This is a genomic window from Thioclava sp. IC9 (assembly GCF_002213225.1).
Classification (GTDB): Bacteria; Pseudomonadota; Alphaproteobacteria; order Rhodobacterales; family Rhodobacteraceae; genus Thioclava; species Thioclava nitratireducens.
Genome location: NZ_NBNX01000001.1, coordinates 911,424 through 935,137 on the forward strand (window position 1 = coordinate 911,424; position 23,714 = coordinate 935,137).

The 23,714-nt window shown below is 66.1% G+C and carries 22 protein-coding genes and 1 pseudogene; 10 read left to right on the forward strand and 13 right to left on the reverse strand.

From position 1 onward, the window contains the following. Positions 1 to 156 precede the first annotated feature (156 nt). Entirely contained in the window at positions 157 to 1,269 is a 1,113-nt protein-coding gene (locus B6V76_RS04170; protein ID WP_077701195.1) for a cache domain-containing protein, read from the forward strand. A gap of 56 nt (positions 1,270 to 1,325) precedes the next feature. On the opposite strand, the gene B6V76_RS04175 is transcribed toward B6V76_RS04170, so the two are convergent. Beyond that, on the reverse strand, positions 1,326 to 1,862 hold the full coding sequence (locus B6V76_RS04175) for a PAS and helix-turn-helix domain-containing protein (RefSeq protein WP_088719385.1): 537 nt from the start codon (positions 1,860 to 1,862) through the stop codon (positions 1,326 to 1,328). A gap of 124 nt (positions 1,863 to 1,986) precedes the next feature. Between B6V76_RS04175 and B6V76_RS04180 the strand changes: the two genes are divergently transcribed. The 3 genes from B6V76_RS04180 to B6V76_RS04190 are packed head-to-tail and all read left to right on the forward strand — an operon-like array spanning position 1,987 to position 5,455. Beyond that, positions 1,987 to 3,153 (forward strand): acetyl-CoA acetyltransferase, encoded by a 1,167-nt coding sequence (locus B6V76_RS04180; RefSeq protein ID WP_088726741.1) that lies wholly within the window; start codon positions 1,987 to 1,989, stop codon positions 3,151 to 3,153. Further along, entirely contained in the window at positions 3,150 to 4,652 is a 1,503-nt protein-coding gene (locus B6V76_RS04185) for an AMP-binding protein (RefSeq protein ID WP_088726742.1), read from the forward strand. The genes B6V76_RS04180 and B6V76_RS04185 overlap by 4 nt, the downstream gene beginning before the upstream one ends. After that, positions 4,652 to 5,455 (forward strand): 3-hydroxybutyrate dehydrogenase, encoded by an 804-nt coding sequence (locus B6V76_RS04190; protein WP_088726743.1) that lies wholly within the window; start codon positions 4,652 to 4,654, stop codon positions 5,453 to 5,455. Before B6V76_RS04185 ends, B6V76_RS04190 begins: the two co-directional genes overlap by 1 nt. A gap of 105 nt (positions 5,456 to 5,560) precedes the next feature. Here the strand turns inward: B6V76_RS04190 and B6V76_RS04195 are convergent, their stop codons facing one another. From B6V76_RS04195 to B6V76_RS04205, 3 genes are all read right to left on the reverse strand, one after another. Further along, positions 5,561 to 7,099: a tripartite tricarboxylate transporter permease gene (locus B6V76_RS04195; protein ID WP_088726908.1), complete on the reverse strand. Its 1,539-nt coding sequence runs from the start codon at positions 7,097 to 7,099 to the stop codon at positions 5,561 to 5,563. Between the two features lie 9 nt (positions 7,100 to 7,108). Beyond that, complete coding sequence (locus tag B6V76_RS04200) at positions 7,109 to 7,540, reverse strand: tripartite tricarboxylate transporter TctB family protein (protein ID WP_075774638.1); 432 nt, start codon at positions 7,538 to 7,540, stop codon at positions 7,109 to 7,111. A 66-nt stretch (positions 7,541 to 7,606) separates the two neighbouring features. Continuing rightward, positions 7,607 to 8,572, reverse strand: coding sequence for a tripartite tricarboxylate transporter substrate-binding protein (locus tag B6V76_RS04205; RefSeq protein WP_206184177.1), 966 nt, complete (start codon positions 8,570 to 8,572; stop codon positions 7,607 to 7,609). Between the two features lie 114 nt (positions 8,573 to 8,686). Between B6V76_RS04205 and B6V76_RS04210 the strand changes: the two genes are divergently transcribed. Genes B6V76_RS04210 through B6V76_RS04220 form a run of 3 tightly spaced genes read left to right on the forward strand, consistent with a single transcriptional unit; the run spans position 8,687 to position 11,821 of the window. Further along, complete coding sequence (locus B6V76_RS04210; RefSeq protein WP_088726744.1) at positions 8,687 to 9,367, forward strand: response regulator transcription factor; 681 nt, start codon at positions 8,687 to 8,689, stop codon at positions 9,365 to 9,367. Beyond that, entirely contained in the window at positions 9,360 to 10,772 is a 1,413-nt protein-coding gene (locus B6V76_RS04215; RefSeq protein WP_088726745.1) for a sensor histidine kinase, read from the forward strand. Before B6V76_RS04210 ends, B6V76_RS04215 begins: the two co-directional genes overlap by 8 nt. Next, positions 10,769 to 11,821, forward strand: a complete 1,053-nt coding sequence (locus tag B6V76_RS04220) for an ABC transporter substrate-binding protein (RefSeq protein WP_088726746.1) — start codon at positions 10,769 to 10,771, stop codon at positions 11,819 to 11,821. The genes B6V76_RS04215 and B6V76_RS04220 overlap by 4 nt, the downstream gene beginning before the upstream one ends. 212 nt (positions 11,822 to 12,033) lie before the next feature. Here the strand turns inward: B6V76_RS04220 and pcaF are convergent, their stop codons facing one another. Genes pcaF through B6V76_RS04235 form a run of 3 tightly spaced genes read right to left on the reverse strand, consistent with a single transcriptional unit; the run spans position 12,034 to position 14,634 of the window. Next, a complete protein-coding gene (gene pcaF / locus B6V76_RS04225) occupies positions 12,034 to 13,239 on the reverse strand; it encodes a 3-oxoadipyl-CoA thiolase (protein ID WP_088718809.1) in 1,206 nt (401 codons plus the stop codon). Beyond that, positions 13,232 to 13,915: a CoA transferase subunit B gene (locus B6V76_RS04230; protein ID WP_078570381.1), complete on the reverse strand. Its 684-nt coding sequence runs from the start codon at positions 13,913 to 13,915 to the stop codon at positions 13,232 to 13,234. The genes pcaF and B6V76_RS04230 overlap by 8 nt, the downstream gene beginning before the upstream one ends. Continuing rightward, a complete protein-coding gene (locus B6V76_RS04235; RefSeq protein WP_088718811.1) occupies positions 13,912 to 14,634 on the reverse strand; it encodes a 3-oxoacid CoA-transferase subunit A in 723 nt (240 codons plus the stop codon). The genes B6V76_RS04230 and B6V76_RS04235 overlap by 4 nt, the downstream gene beginning before the upstream one ends. Before the next feature lie 104 nt (positions 14,635 to 14,738). Between B6V76_RS04235 and B6V76_RS04240 the strand changes: the two genes are divergently transcribed. Next, the gene (locus B6V76_RS04240; RefSeq protein WP_088726747.1) at positions 14,739 to 15,500 is read left to right on the forward strand and encodes an IclR family transcriptional regulator C-terminal domain-containing protein; all 762 of its coding nucleotides are present in this window, start codon (positions 14,739 to 14,741) and stop codon (positions 15,498 to 15,500) included. 3 nt (positions 15,501 to 15,503) lie between these two features. On the opposite strand, the gene B6V76_RS04245 is transcribed toward B6V76_RS04240, so the two are convergent. The 3 genes from B6V76_RS04245 to lipA form a co-directional block, all read right to left on the reverse strand. Then, positions 15,504 to 16,265: a DeoR/GlpR family DNA-binding transcription regulator gene (locus B6V76_RS04245; RefSeq protein WP_075774630.1), complete on the reverse strand. Its 762-nt coding sequence runs from the start codon at positions 16,263 to 16,265 to the stop codon at positions 15,504 to 15,506. Between the two features lie 96 nt (positions 16,266 to 16,361). Next, the gene (locus tag B6V76_RS04250) at positions 16,362 to 17,009 is read right to left on the reverse strand and encodes a DUF3047 domain-containing protein (RefSeq protein ID WP_088726748.1); all 648 of its coding nucleotides are present in this window, start codon (positions 17,007 to 17,009) and stop codon (positions 16,362 to 16,364) included. A gap of 219 nt (positions 17,010 to 17,228) precedes the next feature. Then, positions 17,229 to 18,179: a lipoyl synthase gene (gene lipA / locus B6V76_RS04255; protein WP_075774628.1), complete on the reverse strand. Its 951-nt coding sequence runs from the start codon at positions 18,177 to 18,179 to the stop codon at positions 17,229 to 17,231. A 299-nt stretch (positions 18,180 to 18,478) separates the two neighbouring features. Here lipA and B6V76_RS04260 point away from each other — a divergent pair, with 299 nt between their 5' ends. Continuing rightward, positions 18,479 to 19,027, forward strand: a complete 549-nt coding sequence (locus B6V76_RS04260; RefSeq protein ID WP_075774627.1) for a peroxiredoxin — start codon at positions 18,479 to 18,481, stop codon at positions 19,025 to 19,027. Positions 19,028 to 19,084: 57 nt separating this feature from the next. Here B6V76_RS04260 and B6V76_RS04265 read toward each other — a convergent pair whose 3' ends face one another. Together B6V76_RS04265 and B6V76_RS04270 are read right to left on the reverse strand one after the other, a co-directional pair. Beyond that, positions 19,085 to 19,978 (reverse strand): LysR substrate-binding domain-containing protein, encoded by an 894-nt coding sequence (locus B6V76_RS04265; RefSeq protein WP_088726910.1) that lies wholly within the window; start codon positions 19,976 to 19,978, stop codon positions 19,085 to 19,087. Positions 19,979 to 20,249: 271 nt separating this feature from the next. Next, positions 20,250 to 21,372: pseudogene (locus B6V76_RS04270) on the reverse strand (DUF6456 domain-containing protein). A gap of 215 nt (positions 21,373 to 21,587) precedes the next feature. Between B6V76_RS04270 and B6V76_RS04275 the strand changes: the two are divergent. Further along, the gene (locus B6V76_RS04275; RefSeq protein WP_240497797.1) at positions 21,588 to 21,974 is read left to right on the forward strand and encodes a DUF6477 family protein; all 387 of its coding nucleotides are present in this window, start codon (positions 21,588 to 21,590) and stop codon (positions 21,972 to 21,974) included. Here B6V76_RS04275 and B6V76_RS04280 read toward each other — a convergent pair. Further along, positions 21,966 to 23,546, reverse strand: a complete 1,581-nt coding sequence (locus B6V76_RS04280; protein ID WP_199224665.1) for a helicase HerA-like domain-containing protein — start codon at positions 23,544 to 23,546, stop codon at positions 21,966 to 21,968. The two genes, B6V76_RS04275 and B6V76_RS04280, sit on opposite strands and share 9 nt — an antisense overlap. Positions 23,547 to 23,714: the final 168 nt, after the last annotated feature.

Below are 23,714 nucleotides of genomic sequence, written 5' to 3' on the forward strand. Positions count from 1 at the left end.
AGTGTTCGGCGTCGATTTGCGCTTTGCAAGCGGCCTGACCCCGGTCCCTCAAAAAGGTTCACAACAACAACCCGACACCACTTTCTCGCCGTAATTAACCATTAACTATGACTTATAGGCGTTCCCTCCTGTACATAACTTAGGATTGAAACGAGGATGACCATGCGTCGAAATCACAATCTCGGGGGCATTTTCCTGCGTACCGCTATGGCGATGGTACTTGTCGTGGCCGCGACTGCAGTCTTCGTCGCAAAGATCGTCTCGGACCGGGCCCACGAGTACCAGGTGGCTATCGAGCACAAATTGGTCCTCCGAGGCTCGGACGCGATCGCGCTCAGCTTCAACACGGCTTTGACGCGGGAATGGGACAGTATGCACGCCGTGGCGCGGGCCCTCGGTTCTGCAACGCAAGACGACATCGACAGGTTCATGGACGCCGTCTCGCGGACCGGCGGTCAGGTCGCCTGGGCAGGCTTCGCCGCGCCCGATGGCACGATCATCTCCGGCTCGAACGGCTATGACGTCGGCAAGAATGTCAGCTCCAAGCGGTGGTTCCGCGACGGCATACGCGTGCCGTCGATCGATTCCATCACCGAGGTGATCACCAATGCGCAGACCGGCGAGCCGGAGCGTTACCTGAACCTCTCGACCCCGGTGAAAGGCGCGAACGGACAGAAGGCCGGTGTGCTGGTCTACCGCGTGCGGATCGCGTGGGTGCGCAGTTTCCTGTTCGAAGCCAGCAAGGAGCTTGGCATCGACGTGGTCGTGCAGGACATCAACGGCGATACCGTGATCGACACCCGTCACCACGGCACCCCCCTCCCCGACAATCTGACCTCGGGCGCGAGCCTGCGCAGCAAGTCCTCCGGCGTCTTCCACATCGTGGACGACAAGAACGGGGAAACCTATGCTTTCGCACCGAATTTCGTCGAGGACGAGCTGCCCAACTTCGGCTGGCGGGTCTTCGCGGTCCTGCGCCGCGACAACGTTTCGACCGATCTTCCGATGCTGACGCAGGTGACGCTGGCGACGGTCGCGGCGGCGGCGCTGTGCATGCTGATCGTGACGCTGGTCTTCCTTAAGCTGCTGCTGCGCCCGGTCGAGCGGCTCGCACGGGATGCCAAGAGCATCGCGGACGGCAATTACGTCTTCCCCGAAGAGGCGACAAGCTCGCGTGAGGCCGCCTCGTTGTCGAGCGCTCTCGCGATCATCCAGAGCAAGCTATCGCCCAAGAACGGCGTCCCACGGGAACCCACACCCAATCCCTGACGAGGGAGCGAATTCGAAGGGGCGCTCGGGCGCCCCTTTTTCATCTGGAATAAGCCTTACAGCGGCAGCCCCGTCAGCCGCGCCACCAATTCGGCAGTGTTGCGCGCGCCGAGCTTGGCCTGCAGCCGCGCGCGATGCGCCTCTGCCGTGCGCGGCGACAGCTCCAGCACCCGCGCGATTTCCTTGTTGGTCTGCCCCTCGGCCAGAAGGGCTGCCACCTGCCGCTCTCGCGCCGTCAGATCGGCGACGGGGCGCGATTCCGAGAGATCTGCAAAGCTCCAGACCGCGCGCGCGAAAGGATCGTCCGGCGTCAGGGATTGCCCGCGCACCCGGCACCAGAACAGTGCCCCGTTCCGGCGCTGCATGATCCGCTCATCGGCATAGCGCCCGGTCTCACGCATCCGCCGCAACCCGATCTCGCCGATGCGCAGAAACTCCTCCTGCGACGGGTAGAGCACCGCGAGCGAGCGCTGCGGCAACTCGTCTTCGGCATAGCCGAAGGTTTCGCAAAACCGCGCGTTGCACCGCTCGATCACCCGATTGCGGGTGACCGCCAGCCCGACCGGCGCATGATCGAAGGCCAGCACCGCCATGTCATCGCTGTCCAGCAGGTCCTGCTCCATCCTCTTCTCCCGATAGCGTAGTTCTACGAATAGAGGTCGTGCCGCCCCTGCGCTAGTCTCCGCCGCAACGGAGAACCATTGGGAGGAGAGCCGCATGGACGCGAAGATCGTCGGCTGGGGCCATACGAAATTCGGCAAGCTGGAGGGGCGCACGCTCGAGGATCTGGTTCTCGAAGCGGGCGGCGACGCGTTGGAGCACGCCGGGATCGACCCGGCAGAGATCGACGGCATCTGGCTGGGGCATTTCAACTCCGGGCTGGTGCCGGACGGGTTCGCAAGCTCGCTGGCGCTGGGGATCGACGACAAGCTGCGCTTCACGCCTGCGACCCGCGTCGAGAACGCCTGCGCGTCGGGCTCGGCTGCGATCTATGCCGCGCGCGATGCGATCCGTTCGGGCCGGGTGAAGGCCGCGCTGGTCATCGGGGCCGAGAAGATGACCGCGAAGGACACCGCTGGCGTGACCGAGGCACTGGCCGGGGCATCTTACCAGATGGAGGAGGCGGGCGTTTCGTTCCCGCAGATTTTCGCGCGTTTCGCGCAGGCCTATTATCAGTCGCATGGCGACCGCTCGGCCGCGCTGGCCCGGATCGCGGCGAAGAACCACCACAATGCGCTCGCCAACCCGCTGGCGCAGATGCGCAAGGATGTGGGGTTCGAGTTCTGCAACACGGTGAGCGACAAGAACCCGATGATCGCCCCGCCGCTGCGGATGACCGATTGCTCGCTGATCTCCGACGGGGCGGCGGCGCTGGTCATGGTCGCGGACGACCGCGCGGGCGATTTCGCCAATTCCATAGGTTTCCGCGCCGCCGAGCAGGTCAATGACTATCTGCCGATGTCGCGCCGCGATCTGCTGGCCTTCGAGGGCCCGGCGGAGGCTTTCCGCCGTGCCTATGCTTCGGCGGGCGTGGGGGTCGGTGATCTCTCCTTCGCCGAGGTCCATGACTGTTTCACCATCGCGGAATTGCTCGTCTACGAGGCGATGGGGCTGGTGCCGCAAGGCGCCGGCGCGCGCGCCATCGACGACGGGCTCGTGCTGCGCGACGGGAAGCTTCCGGTGAACCTCTCGGGCGGGCTGAAGGCCAAGGGGCATCCCGTGGGCGCGACCGGCGTGTCGATGCATGTGCTGGCCGCGATGCAGCTCACCGGGCAGGCGGGCGAGATGCAACTGCCCGGCGCGGAACTGGGCTGCGTCTTCAACATGGGCGGCTCGGGCGTCGCGAATTACTGCTCGATCCTCGAAGCGGAGCGCGCGGCATGAACCCGGCGGAGTGGCTGATCCGCAGCGCGATCCGCACCCCCGACGCCCCCGCGCTGCTGCAGGGCGAGGAGCTGCGCGCCACCTATGCGGAATTCGCCGATCGCGCTGCCCGGATCGGGGCTGCGCTGGTCGCGAAAGGGATCGCTCCGGGCGACCGCGTCGCGCTGTTCGCGAAGAACTGCCCGGAATATCTCGAGGCGATGTATGGCGCGTGGTTCGCAGGCGCAGTGGCGGTGCCGATCAACGGCAAGCTGCACCCGCGCGAGGCCGCATGGATCATCGAGGCTTCAGAGGCGAAGCTTGCCTTCACCGGGGGTCCGGAAAGCGATCTGGGCGTCGAGACGGTGGACCTGAGAGGCCCGGCCTATGCCGATCTCCTGCACCATGTCCCGATGCTCGCCCCGGTCGAGATCGCCGCCGACCAGACGGTTTGGCTGTTCTACACCTCCGGCACGACCGGGCGGCCCAAGGGCGTGTGCATCACCTCGGCCAATGTGCAGGCGATGTGTCTGGGGTATTTCTCGGACGTCGACAGCGTCGAGCCGCAGGACGCGATCCTCTACGCCGCGCCGATGTCGCATGGCGCGGGGCTTTACAACTTCGTCCATGTGATGCGCGGCGCGCGCCATGTGGTGCCGCGCTCGGGCGGGTTCGAGGCCGACGAAATTCTCGACCTCGCGCCGAAGCTGCAACATGTCTCGATGTTCGCCGCCCCCACCATGATCCGTCGTCTGGTGGACCGCGCCCGCGCCGCGGGGCAAACCGGCGAGGGCATCAAGACCATCGTCTATGGCGGCGGGCCGATGTATGTCGCCGATATCATCGAGGCAGTCGAGGTGATGGGGCCGCGCTTCGTGCAGATCTACGGCCAGGGCGAGAGCCCGATGACGATCACCGCCCTGTCGCGCGAGCTGGTGGCGGATCGCACCCACCCGCGCTGGCGCGAACGACTGGCCTCGGTCGGGCTCGCGCATAGCCCGGTCTCGGTGCGGATCGCTGATCCCGATGGCCGCCCCCTGCCCGCTGGCGAGACCGGCGAGATCCTCGTGCGCGGCGCGGCGGTGATGTCGGGCTACTGGCAAAACCCGGAGGCGAGTGCGAAGGCGCTCCGCGACGGCTGGCTCTGGACCGGCGATCTGGGCACGATGGATGCGGACGGCTTCGTCACGCTGCAGGATCGCTCCAAGGATGTCATCATTTCGGGCGGCACCAACATCTATCCCCGCGAGGTCGAGGAGGTTCTGCTGCTGCACCCTTCCGTCCACGAGGTCGCGGTGGTCGGAAAACCCGACCCGGAGTGGGGCGAGAGCGTCGTGGCCTTCGTCACGCCCGCGCCGGGAGCCGAGATCGACCCGGCCGCCCTCGATCAACACTGCTGCGATCAGATCGCGCGGTTCAAGCGCCCCAAGGCGTATCGCGTGGTGACGCAGCTTCCCAAGAACAATTACGGCAAGGTTCTGAAAACCGAGCTGCGCAAACTGGTGACGGAGGAGGATTGATGTCGCAACTGGAGGGAAAGACCGCACTGGTGACAGGCTCGGTGCAGGGGATCGGGCTCGCCATCGCCAAGTCGCTGGCCGAGGCGGGCGCGCGTATCGCGCTGCACGGGCTGGCCGATGAGGCGCAGATCGCCAAGGCGACGGCGGTGCTGGAAAAGGCGGGTTCGCCCGAGGTGAAGTTCTTCGACGCCGACATGGCCGATCCCACGCAAATCGACGCGATGATGGACGCGGTCGCGGAGTGGGGCGGCGCGGATATCCTCGTGAACAACGCAGGCATCCAGCGCACCACCAGCCTTGCCGACGCCACGCCCGAGATCTGGAACGCGGTGCTCGCGGTGAACCTCTCGGGTGCATTCCATACGATGCGCCGCGCGATGCCGGACATGGCCGAGCGCGGCTACGGGCGGGTGATCAATATCGCCTCGGTGCATGGGCTTGTGGCCTCGGCCAACAAGGCGCCCTATGTCGCCTCGAAATTCGGCCTCGTCGGCATGAGCCGCGTCGCGGCGCTGGAATATGCGCAGGCGGGCACGCGTGAAGCGGGCGGCGTGACGGTGAACTGCATCTGCCCGGGCTGGACCCAGACCGACATTCTCGGGCCGCAGATCGCTGAACGCGCAGCAGCCCATGGCGGCGACCGGGCCGCGGGGATCGCGGATCTTCTGGCGGAGAAGCAGCCGACGCGACGTCTCTCGGACCCGTCCGAGATCGGGGCGCTCGCGCTTTGGCTCTGTGCGCCGATCGCCCACAACGTGACCGGCACGTCCATTCCGGTCGATGGTGGTTGGACCACGCAGTAACGGATCGGAGGCAAAAAGGGGCGGCGGATTGACCACCGCCGCCCCTGCCTTCAATCCGGCGCAGGCACCGCGGGGGAGGTGCGGTGCCTGCGCTTGGGGGTGCGATCAGTCTTCGATCGCACCCTCGTCATCGCGGCGCTCATGCATCCGCGCTTTCACGAAGCGGCTCAGGAATAGCGGCAGGATGAAGCCGACAATCGCCACCGTCCACAGGCCGATTGCCAGCGGGCTGCCGACCAGCGTTCCGTAATCGCCATTCGAGATCGTGACCGCCCGGCGCAGGTTGTTCTCCATTGTGTTGCCCAGGAGGGTGCCGAGAATGATCGGCACCAGCGGCACGTCGAGCTTGCGCAGTACCCAACCCATCACGCCGAAGCCGATCATCACCAGCAGATCGAAGCTGGAGCCGGAAATCCCGTAGATCCCCACGAAGGACACCATCGCGACGATCGGCATCAGGATGCGCGGCGGGATCATCAGGACGCGGGTGAAGATGCCCACCATCGGGATGTTCATCGCAAGCAGCATGAAGTTGGCGATGAAGAGCGCCGCGATCAGGCCCCAGACGACATCGGGGTTGTTCTGGAACAGCAAGGGGCCGGGCGTGATGTTGAGCGACAGAAGCACTGCCAGCAGCACCGCCGTCGTCCCCGAGCCCGGCACGCCGAGCGCCAGCATCGGCACAAGCGCACCGCCGGCTGCCGCGTTGTTGCCCGCCTCGGGGGCCGCGACACCGCGCGGGTCGCCCGTGCCGAAGGTGTTCTTGCGGTCCACCAGCTTCTTCTCCATCGAGTAGGAGATGAAGGAGCCCAGCGACGCCCCTGCCCCCGGCAGCACGCCCGCGACGAAGCCCAAGAGCGACGAGCGCAGCATGGTCGGCGTCGTCTCTTTCACCATCTTCCACGGGGGTGTGATGCGCCCGACCGAGACCTTGTGACCCGCGCCGGTGGCCGAACCGTGGCGGTGCTCGAGGAAGATGAACACTTCCGACAGCGCGAAAAGACCGACGATGGCGACGAGGAAATCGAGCCCGTCATAGAGGTGCACCTCGCCGAAGGTCAGACGCGGCACGCCGGTCTGGGTGTCCACCCCGATCACCGACAGGCCGAGGCCCAGCATCGCGGCGAAGGCCGATTTCGCCTGATTGGTCGAGGAGACGCCGCCCAGCGTGGCAAAGGCCAGCGCGAACAGCGCGAAATATTCCGCCGGACCGAACAGCAGCGCGAATTTCACCAGCTGCGGTGCCAGCAGGATCAGGCCCCAGGTGGCGATGAAAGCGCCGACGAAGCTTGCGATACCCGAGAGCGACAGCGCCTCGCCCGCAAGCCCCTTCTTGGCCATCGGGTAGCCGTCGAGACAGGTCATCATCGCGGGCTCGTCGCCCGGAATATTCAGCAGGATCGAACTGATCCGCCCGCCATACATCGCCCCGTAATAGACGCTCGTGAGCAAGATCAGCGAAGGCGTTGCCCCCAGTCCCAGAGTGAAGGCAAGCGGGATCAGGATCGCGACGCCGTTGGACGGGCCGAGGCCGGGCAGCGCGCCCATCATGGTGCCGAGGAACGTGCCCAAAAGCGCGAGCAGCAGGTTTTCGAAGGTCAGAGCGGTGTGAAAACCGTCTGCGAGTGACATCAGGGTGTCCATCATTTCACCTCAGAAACCGAAGGGGCCGCTGGCGAGCGACAGCCCCAGCACCAGCTTGAAGATTACGTAGATACCGATCGAGGTGGCGACGCCGACGACGACGGATTGCAGCGGCCGCGTGCCCAGCCGCCATGTCAGGTAGGCGCTGGCAAAAGCGGTCGCGATCAGGAAGCCCGCGATGGGCAGGAATTCCGCATAGAGGATCATCACCACGACGGCGGCGAGGATTTCAGCGAGCCGCGAGAGGCTCGGCCAGACCGGGTCGGGATCGGGCTTGAGCAGGATCGCGAGCGAAGCCAGCCCGAGGATCACCGCGATCACCAGCGGAAAGGTTTTCGGCCCCACCGCATCCGACAGGAAACTTTCTTGGATTTGCAGCGTCGCCCAGCCGTAGAACAGCGCGAGGCACAGGCCGACGGCGCCGAAGATGCGATCACTCATGATCCCCTCCCTTGAAATGAAGGCGCGGCGGCGCCCTTGGGCCCGCCGCGCGCATGGGTGTCTCGCTTACTTGATGATGCCGATCTGGCGCGAGATGTCCTGGATCTGCTGGACCGACTTCTCGACGAAGGCCTCGAATTCGGCGCCCTGCAGGTCGAGCGGGGCCAGACCGTTGGCCGCCATCACCTGCTTCCACTCGTCCGAAGCGTAGAGCTTGCCGACCTTGTCGACCCAAGCCTGATAGGCTTCGTCGGACATGCCGCCCGGTGCGTAGAAGCCGCGCCAGTTGGCGCCGATCGCATCGATGCCCTGCTCTTTCGCGGTCGGGAATTTCGAGAATTCACCGTCCAGACGCTCGGGTGCCAGCACCGCGATCACACGGATATCGCCGGAATCGACGAAGCCCTTGGCTTCCGACAGATCGCCGGTAAAGGCTTGGACCGAACCCGCGAGAAGCTGGGTCACCGCTTCGCCGCCGCCGTCGAAGGCGATGTACTTGACCTTGCGCACATCGTCGATGCCGTAAGCGTCAGCCGCGATCAGAACCTTGAGGTGGTCCCAGCCACCCACGGCCGAGCCGCCCGCGATGGAGACCGAGTTCGGGTCGGCCTTGATCTTGTCGAGCAGTTCCGGAAGCGTCTGGATGTCGCTGTCGGCAGCCACGGCGATCACGCCGTAATCCGCGCCGATCGATCCGACCCAGCGGACCTGATCCATCGAGTTGCCCGGATAGGCGCCCTGCGCCAGACGGGTCGCGGTGGCCGAGGAGGCCGCGACGATCAGGTTATCGTCGTCGTTGCGCTTATTCACCACTTCGGCGAAGGCCACGCCACCGCCGCCGCCGGCGAGGTTCACGACCTGCATGGTCGAGTCGATCAGACCCAGATCCTGCATGGTCTTGCCGACCTGACGGCAAGTGAAGTCCCAGCCGCCGCCGGGGTTCGCCGGTGCGATGCATTCCTGTGCCGACGCGCCGGTCGCGACGGTGAGCGCCGCGGCAGCAATCGCCGCGCGCATGAGTTTAAAAGCCATGGTATATCCTCCACTGTCCGCCCGTTGCCTCCCGCAGCGGGCTATGGGACGGGTTTTACCGCTTGAACCTGTCACGAACCTGTCACAGGTTCGGAGCCGAAACGGGGAGGATGGATGCGGCTTCTGCTAGTGGAGGATGCCGAGGAACTGGCCGAGGCCACGCAGCGTCGGCTTGCGCGGTCCGGCATGGCCTGCGATCTCGCCGCCACCGTAGAGGAGGCGCGCGATTTTCTGGCGGTGCAGGCCTATGACGCGGTGATCCTCGACATCAACCTCCCCGATGGCAGCGGCACCGACCTCTTGCGCGAGATGCGCGCGCAGGCCGCGATGATGCCGGTGCTGATGCTGACCGCGCAATTCTCGGTCGACGACAAGATCTCCGCCTTCCAGCTCGGGGCGGACGACTACCTCGTAAAACCCTTTGATCACCGTGAGTTGGAAGCAAGACTTCATGCGATCGGGCGACGTCAGGCGACCGACCGCTCCGCCGATCTCGAACTCGGACATCTGCGCTACAACGCAACGGCGGGCAGCGCCTCGGTCGGAGATCAGGCGCTGAAACTGACGGGCCGCGAATTCGCGCTGCTGGGAATTCTGATGCGCAATGCGGGGCAAGTGATGTCGAAGGACCGGCTGCACGAGGGGCTTTACGCCTTCGACGACGCCGTGCCGGGCGACAACGCGATCGAGCTTTATATAGCTCGGCTGCGCAAGAAGCTTACCGGCAGCGGGGTCGAGATCGAGACCCTGCGCGGACGCGGCTACCGTCTGGCGGCGCGCGGCGGCGATGTCTGACGGCGCCCGCTCCCACGACACCGGCCTCGCCGCTACGCGATCCCTGACCGCGCGGCTGGTGACCGGACTGTCGGGGCTGATGATCGTCGGCGGGCTGATCCTCGCGCTCGCAGCCTTCGCCTATGGGCGCACGGCGGCCCGCGACGCCTTCGACCGGTTGCTGGTGGGGGCCGCCAATGACATCGCCGCTTCGATCTCGATCCGCGACGGCGCGCCGGTGGTCGATCTTCCGGTCTCTGCCTTCGAACTCTTGGCCCTCGCCCCCGACGACCGCATCGCCTATCAGGTCAGCGGGCCTAAAGGCGCGGTGCTCACAGGCTACAAGGACCTTCCCCGCCCGAACACGACGGCACAGGACTCGGAGCTTTACGATGCGCGCTTCAAGGGAGAGCCCGCGCGCTACATCCGGGTCACGCGCCGTTTCGCGGAACGCCAGTTCTCCGGCACGGTGGAGGTGATCGTGGGGCAAACCCTGCGGGCGCGCACCCAGCTTGCGCTCAGCATCACTCGCAACGCGCTTGGCGGGCTGGCGGTCGGCGGCATCGCCATGCTCGCTTTCGCGATCATCATCGTGCATAGCGCGCTGCGCCCGCTGGAGCGGCTGGCTCATGGCATCTCGGAACGCGATCCGCAGGACCTGACCCCGATCCGCGCCGCCGTCCCGCGCGAGGTCGATGTGCTGGTGCAGGCCACGAACGGGTTCATGGGGCGGCTCGACCGGCAGTTCGCCACGATGAAAAGCCTGATCTCGGACACCGCGCATCAGTTGCGGACACCCGTCGCCGCCCTGCGCGCGCAATCCGACCTCGCCGCCGAGGAAGACGACCCGGCGCGGCGCGACCAGATAGTCGCGAAGATGCATTCCGGAACGGTGCGGCTGAGCCGCCTGCTCGACCAGATGCTGTCGCGCGCGCTTGTGATCCACCGCGCCGACAGTGCGCGGCGCGAGCGGGTCGATCTGCGCGACATCGCCTTGGATATCTTCGAGGAAGGCGATCATGCGGCTCTCGCGCCGGGCAGCGACATCCGGCTGGAGATCGCCGAGGCGGAGGTGCCCGTGCTGGCCGATGAGCTCTCGCTGTCAGAGGCAGCCAAGAACCTGCTGGGTAACGCGCTGGCGCATGGCGAGGCCCCGGTCACCATCGGCGCGGAGCTGCGCGACGGGCGCGCCCGTCTCTGGGTGCGCGATGCGGGGCCCGGCCCCTCCCCCGAACTGCGCGCGCGCCTGGGCGAGCGTTTCGCGCCTGGGCGCACGGACACGCGGCGGCGCGGCGCGAGCAGCGGGCTGGGTCTCGCCATTGCGCAATCGGTGGCCGAGACCTATGGCGGCACGCTGGAGATGGAAAGCAATGCGGCAGGCTTCACCATCGCGATCACCCTGCCCCGAGCCGAGGAGGCACCATGATCCGCACGCTCCTGTCCCTGTCGCTCTGGCTGTGCCTGAGCGTCCCCCTTTTGGCCGCAGAGCCCGAGGCCGTCCGCACCTTCGGCCCAGATCAGCCCGCCCGCGAGATCACCCTGCGTACCACGACCGACGTCAATATCCTCGCCCCCGCGATCAAGGCGTTTCTCGACACCCAGCCCGGCCTCGCGATCCGGTTCGAGCAATGGGGCTCGAACGACCTCTACGATATCTCCGAGGCCGACTGCGCGAAGGGCAAGCCCGGCGCCGAACTGGTGATCAGCTCGGGCGTGCAACATGTGGTCAAGCTGGTGAACGACAATTGCGCCGCCACATGGATCTCGCCCGAGACTACGGCACTGCCGAAGGATCTGCGCTGGCGCGATCAGGTCTGGGGCATCTCGCGCGAACCCGCGGTGATGATCTACAACCGCGCGCTGGTTCCGCCCGAGGACGTGCCGCGCACGCGTTTCGATCTGGTCGACCTGCTGCGGCCCGCGCAATCGCCCTATACCGGCAAGATCGCGACCTATGACATAGCGGATTCCGGGCTGGGGTTCCTCTTCGCTTTTCTCGACAGTCAGGAGGCCAGCACCTTCGGCGGCCTGATGGAAGCCTTTGCGCGCTCCGGCGCGGTCGCGACCTGCTGCTCGGCCGAGATCATCGACGGTGTCGCGGGCGGCCGCTACCTGATCGCCTACAACATCCTCGGCTCCTACGCGGCGCAGGCGGCGCGCGACAATCCCGATCTGGGGATCATCGCGCCCGCCGATTACACGCTGGTGCTCTCGCGCGCGGCCTACCTCCCGGGGCCCGAGCCCGATCCGACCGCCGCCAAACTGCTGGATTTCCTGCTCTCACCCGCGGGCCAACGGGCGCTGGCGCAGACCAAGCTGATCGACCCGATCGCGAATGACGGGGGCGGCAGCGACAGCGACGAGACGCTGACCTTGCAACGCCTCATCGCACTGGGCCCGCCGCTGCTGGTCGCGACCGACACGATGAAAGCCGCGCGGTTTCTGGAGCGCTGGCGCGATACCTTTGCGCAATGAGTGGCGGAGGGGCGGCTCAAGCGGAGACGCGCTCCATCTGAAAAGGGTGTGCGCCGGTCCGTGGGATGGCGCACGCGACCCTGGGGCTGGGCGGTCAATCCCCGCCCCGCCCCTCCATTCGCCGAGCGGCGCGCGAATGGCAGATGCGCCAGCCCGCCGGGACGGACTGGCGCACGCCCTGCGCCTTCGGCACGTAGCGGGCGCAGTCTCGGTTACACCGCCTCCAGCGCCACGGCGATGCCCTGACCCACGCCGATGCACATCGTGGCCAGCGCCCGTTGGCCCTTGCGGCGCACCAGTTCCAGCGCCGCGGTGCCGGTGATCCGCGCGCCCGACATGCCCAGAGGATGCCCCAGAGCGATCGCGCCGCCATTGGGGTTCACGCGCGCATCGTCATCCGCAATGCCGAGATCGCGCAGCGTGGCCAGACCTTGGCTGGCAAAGGCTTCGTTCAGCTCGATAACATCGAAGGCGTCCTGAGCGAGTCCCAGCCGCGCCATCAGCTTCTTGCTGGCAGGCGCAGGCCCGAAGCCCATGATCCGGGGCGGCACGCCAGCCGCGGCCCCGCCCGAGATCTTCACCAGCGGCGTCAGCCCATGTTTGCGCACGGCCTCCTCGGAGGCGATGATCAGCGCCGCCGCGCCATCGTTCACGCCGGACGCATTGCCCGCCGTGACCGTGCCGTCGGGGCGCACGATGGGCCGCAGCTTGGCCAGCGCCTCAAGCGTCGTGCCGGGGCGCGGGTGCTCGTCAGTGTCGACCACGACCGGATCGCCCTTGCGCTGCGGGATCGTGACCGGGGTGATCTCCTCGGCCAGACGGCCCGCCTCCATCGCCTTGGCCGCAGCCTCCTGCGAGCGGACCGCGAAGGCGTCCTGATCTTCGCGGCTCACGCCGAAATCGTCGGCCACGTTCTCCGCCGTCTCGGGCATCGAGTCGACACCATGGGCTTCTTTCATCAGCTTGTTCACGAAGCGCCAGCCGATGGTCGTGTCATAGACCGCATTGGCGCGGCTAAAGGCGGCCTCGGCTTTCGGCATCACGAAGGGCGCGCGCGACATGCTCTCGACACCGCCCGCGATCATCAGATCGGCCTCGCCCGCCTTGATCGCGCGGGCGGCTGTGATGACCGCATCCATCCCCGAGCCGCAAAGCCGGTTGATCGTGGTCCCCGGCACGTTCACCGGCAGACCCGCGAGCAGCGCCGACATCCGCGCCACGTTGCGGTTGTCTTCGCCCGCCTGATTGGCGCAGCCGAAGATCACGTCTTCGACCGCTTCCCAATCGACGCCCGTGTTGCGCGCCATCAGAGTTTTCAGCGGGATCGCCCCCAGATCGTCGGCGCGGACAGGTGCCAGAGCGCCGCCGAAACGGCCGATCGGGGTTCGGATATAGTCGCAGATATAAGCGTCACGCATCGGCCAACTCCTCGGGACAGATCAGGTCACCCACTTCGCCCTCGACATGGAGGGTGGCGCCGGTGACGGATTGCAGCTCCTCCATCGAAATCGCGGGGAGCTTTTCGCGCAGGACGAAGCGGCCATCCACGACGTCCACCACGGCCAGCGAGGTGTAGACACGGGTCACACAGCCCACGCCGGTCAGCGGGAAGGTGCAGGCCTCCACCAGCTTCGGCTGGCCCTTCTTGGTGACGTGATCGGTGATGACAGCCACGCGTTTCGCGCCATGCACGAGGTCCATTGCCCCACCCACGGCCGGCACGCCTTTCGGCCCGGTCGACCAGTTCGCCAGATCGCCCGTTTCGGCCACCTGGTAAGCGCCGAGGATCGCCACGTCGAGATGCCCGCCCCGCACCATTGCGAAGCTGTCGGCATGGTGGAAAAACGCGGTGCCGGGCTTCAGCGTGATCGCCTTTTTCCCGGCATTGATGAGGTCCCAGTCTTCCTGACCGGGCTCGGGCGCGCGACCGAAGCCCAGCACGCCGTTTTCGGTATGAAAGATCGCCTCGCGGCCCTCAGGCTGGAAGCGCGCGACCATCTCGGGAAAGCCGATCCCGAGGTTCACATAGGCGCCGTCCTCGATGTCCTGCGCGGCGCGCCAGGCGATCTGTGCATTGCTCAGTTTCTGGGTCATGGGTGATGGGCTCCGGCGCGGTTCAACTCTTCTTCCTGGGCGGGATTGGCGACCTCGACGATCGCATCCACGAAGATGCCCGGGGTGACGATGACTTCCGGGTCGATCTCGCCCGGCTCGACCGCCTTGCTCACCTGCACGATGACCTTTGCCGCCGCCGTCGCCATCAGCGGCGAGAAGTTGCGCGCGGCCATCCGGTAGGTCAGGTTGCCAAGCGCGTCGCCCTGCTCGGCCTTGATCAGCGCGTGATCGGCCTTGAGCCAGCGCTCCATCACGTAGTCGCGGCCGTCGAATTGCTGCACCGGCTTGCCCTCGGCCAGATCGGTGCCCACGGAGGTCGGCGTGAAGAAGGCCGGAATGCCCGCGCCGCCTGCGCGGATACGTTCGGCGAGCGTGCCCTGGGGCACCAGTTCCAGCTCGATCTCGCCCGCCAGATAGCGTTCGGTAAACACCGTCGGATCGGCCGAGCGCGGGAAAGAGCAGATCATCTTCTTGACCATACCCTGCTCGATCATCGCGGCGATGCCGACATGGCCGTTGCCTGCGTTGTTGTTGATCACGGTCAGCCCCTTGGGCGATCCGGTCTCCAGATAGCGGTCGATCAGGGCGTGGATCAGTTCGATCGGCGCCCCCGAGCCGCCGAAACCGCCGACCATCACCGTGGCGCCGTCTTGAATATCGGCCACGGCCTCGGTCAGCGAGGAAAGTCTCTTGTCCATTTGCGGTCCTCCTGAGGGCTTGGATTTAGACCTGCGTGGGACGGCTTTCCACGGATTTCGTGCGCATCTTGACATTTGTTCGCATCGCGCGAAAACCTGTTCGCATGTTGAACAAACCGACCGATTTCATCGCCTCTTTCGCCAAGGGGCTACGCGTCATCGAATGTTTCGGGGCCGAGACGCCGCGGCTGTCGATTGCCGAGGTGGCGCAGGCGACGGGCTTCGACCGGGCCACGGCGCGGCGCTGCCTGCTGACGCTGAATACGGAGGGCTACGCGGACTACGACGGCAAGTTCTTCACGCTGACGCCGAAGGTTCTGCGGCTCGGCATGGGGGCGCTGGCCTCGCTGCCGCTGCCGCAGATCGTGCAGCCCTGGCTCGATCAGCTGACCGATCGGATCGGGCAGAGCTGTTCGGTCTCGATCCTCGACGGGACGGAGATCGTCTATCTCGCGCGGGCGGCGCAGAGGCGGGTGATGTCGATCGGGTTGATGCCGGGCTCGCGCCTTCCGGCGCATTGCACCTCGATGGGGCGCGTGCTGCTGGCCGCCCTGCCCCCGGAGGACGCCCGCGCAGCCGTGGAGGCCTCGGACCTGACGCCGCGCACGGCCTATAGCCTCACCGATCCGGGCGAAATCCTCGCGCGCATCGATCAGGTGCGCCGTGACGGCTATGCGGTGATCGATCAGGAGGTGGAGATTGGGCTGCGCTCCATCGCGGTGCCGCTTCACGACATCCATGGGCGGGTCGTGGCCGCGCTCAATACCGGGATGGCGGCGAGCGCCGATCCGGCGGAAACGCTGATCGAGACCTATCTGCCGGAACTCACGCGGGTGCAGACGGGGCTGCGGCGCGTGCTGCGCTGAGCCTCACCCCGCCACGGTGATCTCGGTGTCCCATTGCGCGCAAAGCGCCATGAGCGCATCCGGCAAGGGCTTGTCGATGAAAACCCGGTCGATGTCGGAGAGCGAGGCGAGCCGCACCGGCGCGGACCGTTCCAGCTTCGACGCGTCGGTCACCAGAAAGCTCTGCCGCGCCTGCCGCAAGATCCGGCGGCTGACGCGCACTTCGGCGAGATCGTAATCGAGCATGTCGCCGTCGGAATCGAGCGCGGAGGTCCCGATCACCGCGAAATCGGCTTTGAATTCGCCCATGAAATCCGCCGTCAGGTCACCCACCAGCCCGCCATCCGAGCGGCGCAGATTGCCGCCCGCGACGAGGATATCGCAGCTCTCATTGGCCAGCAGGATATTGGCGACATTGATGTTATTCGTGACCACGGTGATGTTGCGGTGATGCAGAAGCTCTCGCGCCACCGCCTCGGTCGTGGTGCCCAGCGTCAGCACGATAGAGCTGTTGTCGGGGATCGCCTGCGCACAGGCCCGCCCGATCGCCGCCTTCGCCGCCTCGTTCATCCGGCGGCGCTCTTCATAGGCGAAATTCACCACGCCGGTGCGGATCACCGCCCCGCCATGCACGCGTTCCAGATGCCCCGCTTCGGAGAGCTCCGTCAGGTCGCGCCGGATCGTCTGGACCGAGACATTGAAGCGTTCGGCCAAGGCTTCGACCACCACACGGCCCTCATCGCGCGCGATCTCGAGAATTTCGGACTGTCGGAAATTGAGCGCCATCCTGCCCCCCTTTTGGGTCTTGCTGCCACAGGTTACCGACAAAGTCATGTCTTGGCAGTGTTTTTGTGTGAAATCACCGGAGGCCGTGTGGCGCGGTCAGTTCAGCTTCAGCCCCGAGATCCGGGCACGGATCGCGCTGTCAGTGTCGTCGCTGTCCCCTGACAGCGCCAGCCCCACGAGCTGCGTCGGCTGGCCCCCGAAGGCGCGCTGGTAGTCGCGCGCCAGATCGACGCTCTCGGAATGCGCTCCGGTGCCCGCCGGGCGCAGCACCACCGTTTTGCCGCGCGCCCCCAGATAGGGCGACGGCAAGAGCGCCCCGCGCCCATGCGCGCCACCCCAGACATACATCAGCACCCGCGCTTCCTTCACCGCCAGAAGCTTGCGGATGCCCGCCCCCTGATTGGCCCGGGCGACCGCCTCTGGCATGAAGACGAAATAGAGCGAGAGGTCGCGATCGTCGCCGCCCTTTCGGTCGAGCTTCGTCGGCGGGACGCTTTGGCTGACCGACCATTGCCACGCGGCCTTGCGCGCGCCCCAATCTGCCTGAGGCAGCGCACGCCAGATCAACGACACCGCCCCGTCCGAGCGCATCTCCACGCCGTTTGGCGATTGTTCCCAGTCATTCGAGGAAAACAGCGAGAACCGCTGCTCGGTCCAGCCACCGAAGATGGAGGCCGGGGCTAGGCCCGGCATCAGCCCCACGCAGAAGCTTGATGCGAGAAAGGCGATCGACAGGCGGCGCATGACACTCTCCTCTTGCTTGGCTGACAGGGCTACGCAGGCAATCGGCGCGCCGGATCACTTGGCCCGGATGATGCCCGCAGGTCGCAGACCGTCAAGACAGGGCGCGCGCGATGCGCTGCAGTTTCGCGACCTGTTCGGCTTGGAGAAAAACTCACCCAACTCGCGAAATGAAAAACCCGGCCACCGGGGCCGGGTTCTTTCAAATCGCTTCTGGCGCGCTCAGCTCAGGCCGAGCTTCTTCAGCCGGTTCTCGCGCAGCCGCGCAAAGTCGTCGCCCGCGTGATAGCTCGAGCGGGTCAGCGGCGTCGCGGATACCATCAGGAAGCCCTTGCCGTAGGCCGCTTTCTCATAGTCGCGGAACTCTTCCGGCGTGACAAAACGCATCACCGCGTGGTGCTTCGGCGTCGGCTGCAGATACTGCCCGATGGTCAGGAAATCGACATCGGCCGAGCGCATGTCATCCATCACCTGACGGACCTGCGGCGCCTCTTCACCCAGACCCACCATGATGCCCGATTTGGTGAACATCGACGGGTCCAGCTCTTTCACGCGCTGCAACAGGCGCAGCGAGTGGAAGTAGCGCGCGCCGGGGCGCACGCCGGGATAGAGGCCCGGCACGGTTTCGAGATTGTGGTTGAACACGTCGGGGCGCGCCTCGACAACCTTCTCCAGCGCGGCGGGCTCGCATTTGAGGAAGTCCGGCGTCAGGATCTCGATCGTGGTGTCAGGCGAGCGGTGACGGATCGCGCGGATCGTCTGGGCGAAATGCTCCGCCCCACCATCGTCCAGATCGTCGCGGTCGACCGAGGTGATCACGACGTGGTTCAGGCCCAGCGTCTCGACCGCGTGGGCGACGCGGCCCGGCTCGAACACGTCGAGCGCGTCGGGGCGACCGGTGGCCACGTTGCAGAAGGAACAGCCACGGGTACAGATTTCACCCATGATCATCATGGTGGCGTGGCCCTGGCTCCAGCATTCGCCGACATTCGGGCAGCCCGCCTCTTCGCAGACGGTGACCAGCTTGTTGGTCTTCAGAATGTCGCGCGTCTTCTTGTAGCCTTCCGAGACCGGCGCTTTCACGCGGATCCAGTCGGGTTTCTTGGGCTGAGCATTGTCGGCGCGATGCGCCTTTTCGGGGTGGCGTTCACCGGGCATCTTGAGATCGCGCATGATCCATCCTTTCGGAGTGCGGTTGATCGTCACATAAGCCGATTGCGTGCAGGATGCAAATGCGCAGGCCCAAAGGCAGTATTGCACACCGCGCGAGGCTGCGCGATCTGCCTGAGGCCGTGGCAAGCGGACAGAGCGGGGACGAACATTCGCAACGCCGAACTCCGCCAACGGCCCTTGTGAAGGTCGCGCGGCGAATGCTGCATCTGCAAAGTCAGCGATTGCGACCGAAAGCGACATCCGTTAGTCAGGCCTCTCTCCAAAACGCAACCTTCCCAACCGATCAAGGAGACCTCCCTATGCTTCCCGGTTCGAAACTGCCCGACGTCACCTTCCACACCCGCGTGCGCGACGAAAGCATCGAGGGGCCGAACCCGTTCCGCTGGCAGGACAAGACCACCGCGGATTTCTTCGCTGGCAAGCGCGTGGTGCTGTTTGCGCTGCCCGGCGCCTTCACGCCGACCTGCTCGACCTACCAGCTGCCCGGTTTCGAGAAGGGCTTCGACGATTTCGCCGAACAGGGCATCGACGCGATCTATTGCCTGTCGGTCAATGACAGCTTCGTCATGAACCAGTGGGCCAAGGCGCAGGGCCTCGAGAACGTGCAGGTGATCCCCGATGGTTCGGGCGAGTTCACCCGCCGTGTCGGCATGCTGGTGCGCAAGGACAATCTCGGCTTCGGTCTGCGGTCGTGGCGCTATGCGGCCGTCGTCAATGACGGCGTGATCGAAGCCTGGTTCGAGGAGCCCGGCCTCGAAGACAACCACGGCGAAGATCCCTATGGCGTGTCCTCGCCCGAGACCGTCTTGAACTGGCTGGTCGACGCCAACGCCGAAGCGGCGGCGTGACCAACTGCTGGCCCGGTTTCGGGCCGGCGCTCTAAGCCACGGGGCGCGCGGCGGGTATCAGAACCGTCTGCGCGCCTGCGCGACCAGCCCCTCGCCCGCCTTTCGCAATACGCGCACAAGCGGATCGAACCATGCCTCGGCATCGGAGACCTCGCGGGCCCGGACCAGCCGGACCATCCGCGCGGGCTCCTCGTCGAAACGGCTGAGCGCGAGCGTCGGGACGGCCCGCGTATCCTGCAGGCTCGCGATCTCGGGCACCAGCGTCAGCCCCATCGCCTGCCCCGCCAGCGCACAGAGCGTGCTCAGCGACGACGCACCAAGGTCGATGCGTTGCGCCGCCCGCGTCAGCCCGCACAGCGCGAGCGCCTGATCGGCAAGGCAGTGCCCCTCATCCAGAAGCAGCAACTGATCCGGGTCGATCGCCTGCGGGCTGAGGCCGCGCACCATCGTCAGCTGGTCCGGCGTGCCCGCCAGCAGGAAGCGATCCTCGAACAGCGGGACCTCGAACAGTTCCGGTGCCGGGGTGGCGATGATCGCAGCATCGAGGCGGCCCTCGGCTATCTCGGTCAGCAGCGTCTCGGTCGTGGCCTCGCGCAGCCGCAGCGCCCCTTGCGCGCGCAGCCCGGGCAAGGCGGCGGGCAGCAGATAGGGCGCGATGGTCGGGATCACGCCGAGATTGATCTGCCCCAGCCCGCGCCGCGCCTCGGACTGCAGATCGCGCAACTCGCCCGCGACCCGCTCGGCGGTCTCCAGCACCCGGCGACCCGCTCGCGTCAGCCGCACGTCGCGCGGGCGGCGCTCGACCAGCGGCTGACCGACCTGCTCCTCCAGCTCGCGGATTTGGACCGAGAGCGCGGGTTGGCTGACATGGACCAGTTCGGCGGCGCGCGAGAACGAGCGCGCCTGGGCGAGCGCACGCAGATAGGTGAGTTGGCGAAGCGTTATATTCATAGTCATTAATTATCGATACTTGGATATTTTTACAATTTCTCTTTATGCGAATGTTGATGGAGGACGCATGCGAAGAGGCCACTCTCCAATTAAAATTCTCGCAGCGAGGAAGACGTTGGCCCGCGAACATTGAAAACGGCGCAAAGGTTTTTCGCGCCTTTTCTTATATTGTTTAGGCACCTACGGGTCTTAATTGAAGTGATACCTTAACTTTAGCGACCCGTTAGGTTTGAGCATTGGGTGGCGCATTGCGCGTTCACGGCCTCACCGCTCATCCAATCATCGGACTGGCCCCGCCATAGGTCTCGTCGTAGTGCCGCTTGAGGCGTTGCAGGGCGATCCGCAGGACGATCTTGCCCGACCGCGCCGACCAGCCCAGCCGCTTCTCCGCCGTTTCCAGCCCTTCGAGGAAACAGCAGCAGCGCAGCGCCATGTCGCCCAGGCCCGGCCCCATCGCGCAGTGCCAGCGCCACCCGCTCCCGCGCGGTGTCGGAGCCGCCGCCCATCGCAAGTTCGGGGCGATACTGCCCGCGACCGCCACCGCCGGTCAGGAAGCGTTCCCAGTTCTGCCCGACCCGCGGACCCATCTGCGCCAATTCGAAATCCTCGCGGAGCCGCTCGCCTGCGGCGACCAGATCGGCGCTCAGGAACGGCCGTCCCTGCTTGTCGCGCCGCCGCGCCAGCACTGCGAGCGGGCTCTCGGCGAGATTGGCGCGCACACGGCGCTGGTGCCCGTCCGTGTCGGCGCGCGTCTCCTGGACGAACTCGCCATGTTGCGCAGCGAAGGGATTGGCGGCGGTCTCCCCGCGCGCGGCGGCCTCTTCTTCGAGCACACGCTTCAGCGCTGCGCGCGCCCCGCATGCGTGATCTTGTAGCTGGTGACGCCCCTCATGGGCCACCTCGATCCAGTCCTTCAGTGCGAAGGCCTGCGCCACCGCCCGCTCCAGCACCGCCGTGCGCACCGTGCCACGCAGCACCACGGCCTTGTCCATCTCGCGCCCCACGATCAACAGCGCGCCCGGCTCGGACAGGCGGCGCAGGATGCGGCGCGTCTCGCGGCGCAGTTGCTCTTCGTTGGCGGGAGTTTCACTAGGGCGGAAAGCTGCAGTCATGGGCGTGTCCTTCTGGAGCACGGTCGGTCCCGGAGCGATGGAGGGATTGGCAGCGCCCGATCCGGCCGCACGGCCGAGACGTTCCAGCGCCTCATCGACCAGCGGATCATCCCGCCGCGCCTCGATCCGGCGCACGCGGCGCAGGATTGTCGAGGCCGCACAGCCTTCGGCCCGTGCCAACTCCCTGATCGGAATGCCGTCTTCGACATGGCGCAGATAGAGTTGGGCATGTTTGGGCAGCCAGGCGGGAAGTTCCGCCGGGGCCGGTGCGATCGAATTCATACTGTCCCCCAGATTACGCCGGGCAAAGCTCGGCGAGTCCGTCCGGTAACAACCGTGAGTTGCTTTGGTTACCCGTTCGTTAACAAACGGGACGCCAGCAAGAATTCCTTAAACTTCCTAAACAAAGCTTTGCCGGGCGCGCGCTGACGCCGAAATTTGCGCAACACCGTGCGAAGCTGCGTCACGCTCGGGATCTCACCTCAAGGGAGTTTCCGATGACCGCCGCATTTCGCCAGAAAAACACGCCCGCTCTCCGCCCTTCCGCTCAACTGTATCTCGTCGACACCACGGCACCCGCTAGCGTCGCGTCCGAACCCGTCGCCGGGGTCGCGAGAATGCGTCGCCCGCGCCTGCTGATCCGCGCCGCGCGCTTCGGACTGAGCGATTACAGCCGCAAACGCGACCTCAGGCGGGTGATGCGGATGAGCGAGCTGCCGCGCCCCGGCGCGGCGCTGCGCGCATTGATGGCGGAGGAAATGGCGCTCGATCAGGCGCGGCGCGCGGGCGAGGCCACCTACTCGGTCGCCCGCCATCTTGAACTGCTGATCGCCCTGCTCGCCGAAGCCCGGCTGGCCCGAAAATCGATGTCAGCCTCAGCGTGACTTGAAGAGCGAGCCGAGAACCCCGCGCACGATCGTCTGGCCCGTCTTGGTGCCCAGCTGACGCGCGAGGCTCTTGCCAAAGGTCTCGAGTATCGTATCGGATCGGCTCGAGGATCTGCGCGTCGGCTTCGACTTCGCCGTCGGATCGTAGCGCCGCGCGTTGTTGAAATTCTCGAACCCCGCATCGAGCTCGGAGCGGCCCGCGGCGGTCTTGGCGGCCTTCTCGCGCGCTTCCGCCTCCGCCGCCTCGCGCGCGGCCAGTTCGGCGCGCTTGGCAAGGATTTCCTGCGCCGACTCGCGATCCACCGGCGTGTCATACTTGTCGCCCAAACCGCTTTCCGCAATTACCGCGGCGCGCTCGGTATCGCTAAGCGGGCCGAGGCGCGATTGCGGCGGGCGGATCAGCGTGCGCTCGACCATCCCCGGCACGCCCTTCTTTTCGAGGAAAGAGGTGACAGCCTCGCCGGTGCCGACCTCCTTTATCGCGATCTCGGTGTCGAAGCTCGGATTGGCGCGGTAGTTCTCGGCCGCGCGGTGCAGGTCGCGCTGATCCTTCGCGGTGAAGGCCCGCAGCGCATGCTGCACCCGGTTGCCGAGTTGGCTGAGAATGCCGTCGGGCACGTCACCGGGATTCTGGGTGATGAAGAACACGCCCACCCCCTTAGAGCGGATCAGCCGCGCCACTTGCTCTACCTTGTCGACCAGCGCCTTGGGCGCGTCGTCGAACAGCAGGTGCGCCTCGTCGAAGAAGAACACGAGCTTCGGCTTGTCCGGGTTGCCGACCTCGGGCAGTTCCTCGAACAGTTCCGAAAGCAGCCACAAAAGGAAGGTGGCGTAGAGCTGCGGATTTCCCATCAGCTTGTCGGCCGCAAGGATGTTGATCTGGCCCATCCCGTTCTCATCGGTCCGGATCAGGTCGGTCAGGTCAAGCGCCGGCTCGCCGAAGAATTGCCCGCCGCCCTGGTTCTCCAGCACCAGCAGGTCGCGCTGGATCGCCCCGATCGTCGCGGTGCCGACATTGCCGTATTCCAGCGCGATCTCGTCCGCGCGCTCGCCGATATGGCGTAGCATCGCGCGCAGATCATCGAGATCGAGCAACGCCAGCCCCTCCTTGTCGGCGATATGGAAGGCGATGTTAAGCGCGCCTTCCTGCGCCTCGGACAACCCCAGCAGCCGGCTCAGCAGCAGCGGCCCCATCTCGGAGACGGTCGTGCGCACCGGGTGGCCCTTCTCGCCGAACATGTCCCAGAAGACCGTCGGATAGGCGCGGTAGTCCAGATCGAAGCCGATCGTCTGCGCGCGCTCCATGAAGGCGTCATGCAGCTTGGCCTCGGTCGAGCCGGAGGCCGCGATACCCGAAAGATCGCCCTTCACATCGGCCATGAAGACCGGCACGCCCGCCTGCGAAAATCCCTCGGCGAGGATCTGCAGCGTCACCGTCTTTCCGGTGCCCGTCGCGCCCGCCACGAGCCCGTGACGGTTGCCGTATTGGAGCTTCAATTCCTGCGGGGTCGCGTAGCCTTCGCCGCCGCCACCAACGAACACGCCCTCTTCGGTCAGAACACCTGTCATTTCGCCCTCGCCAAACAAATCCCGGCTCAGACAATACTATCTTAACCCCTTTGCGCCAGTGTGATCCTGCCCTCGGGTTACGCTTTTGCGCAGACGGGGGCACTTCCTCCCTGTCAGACTGGCCGCGCCCTCCTCGGCGCGGTCTTTTTCTTGCATGCCAAGGGATTG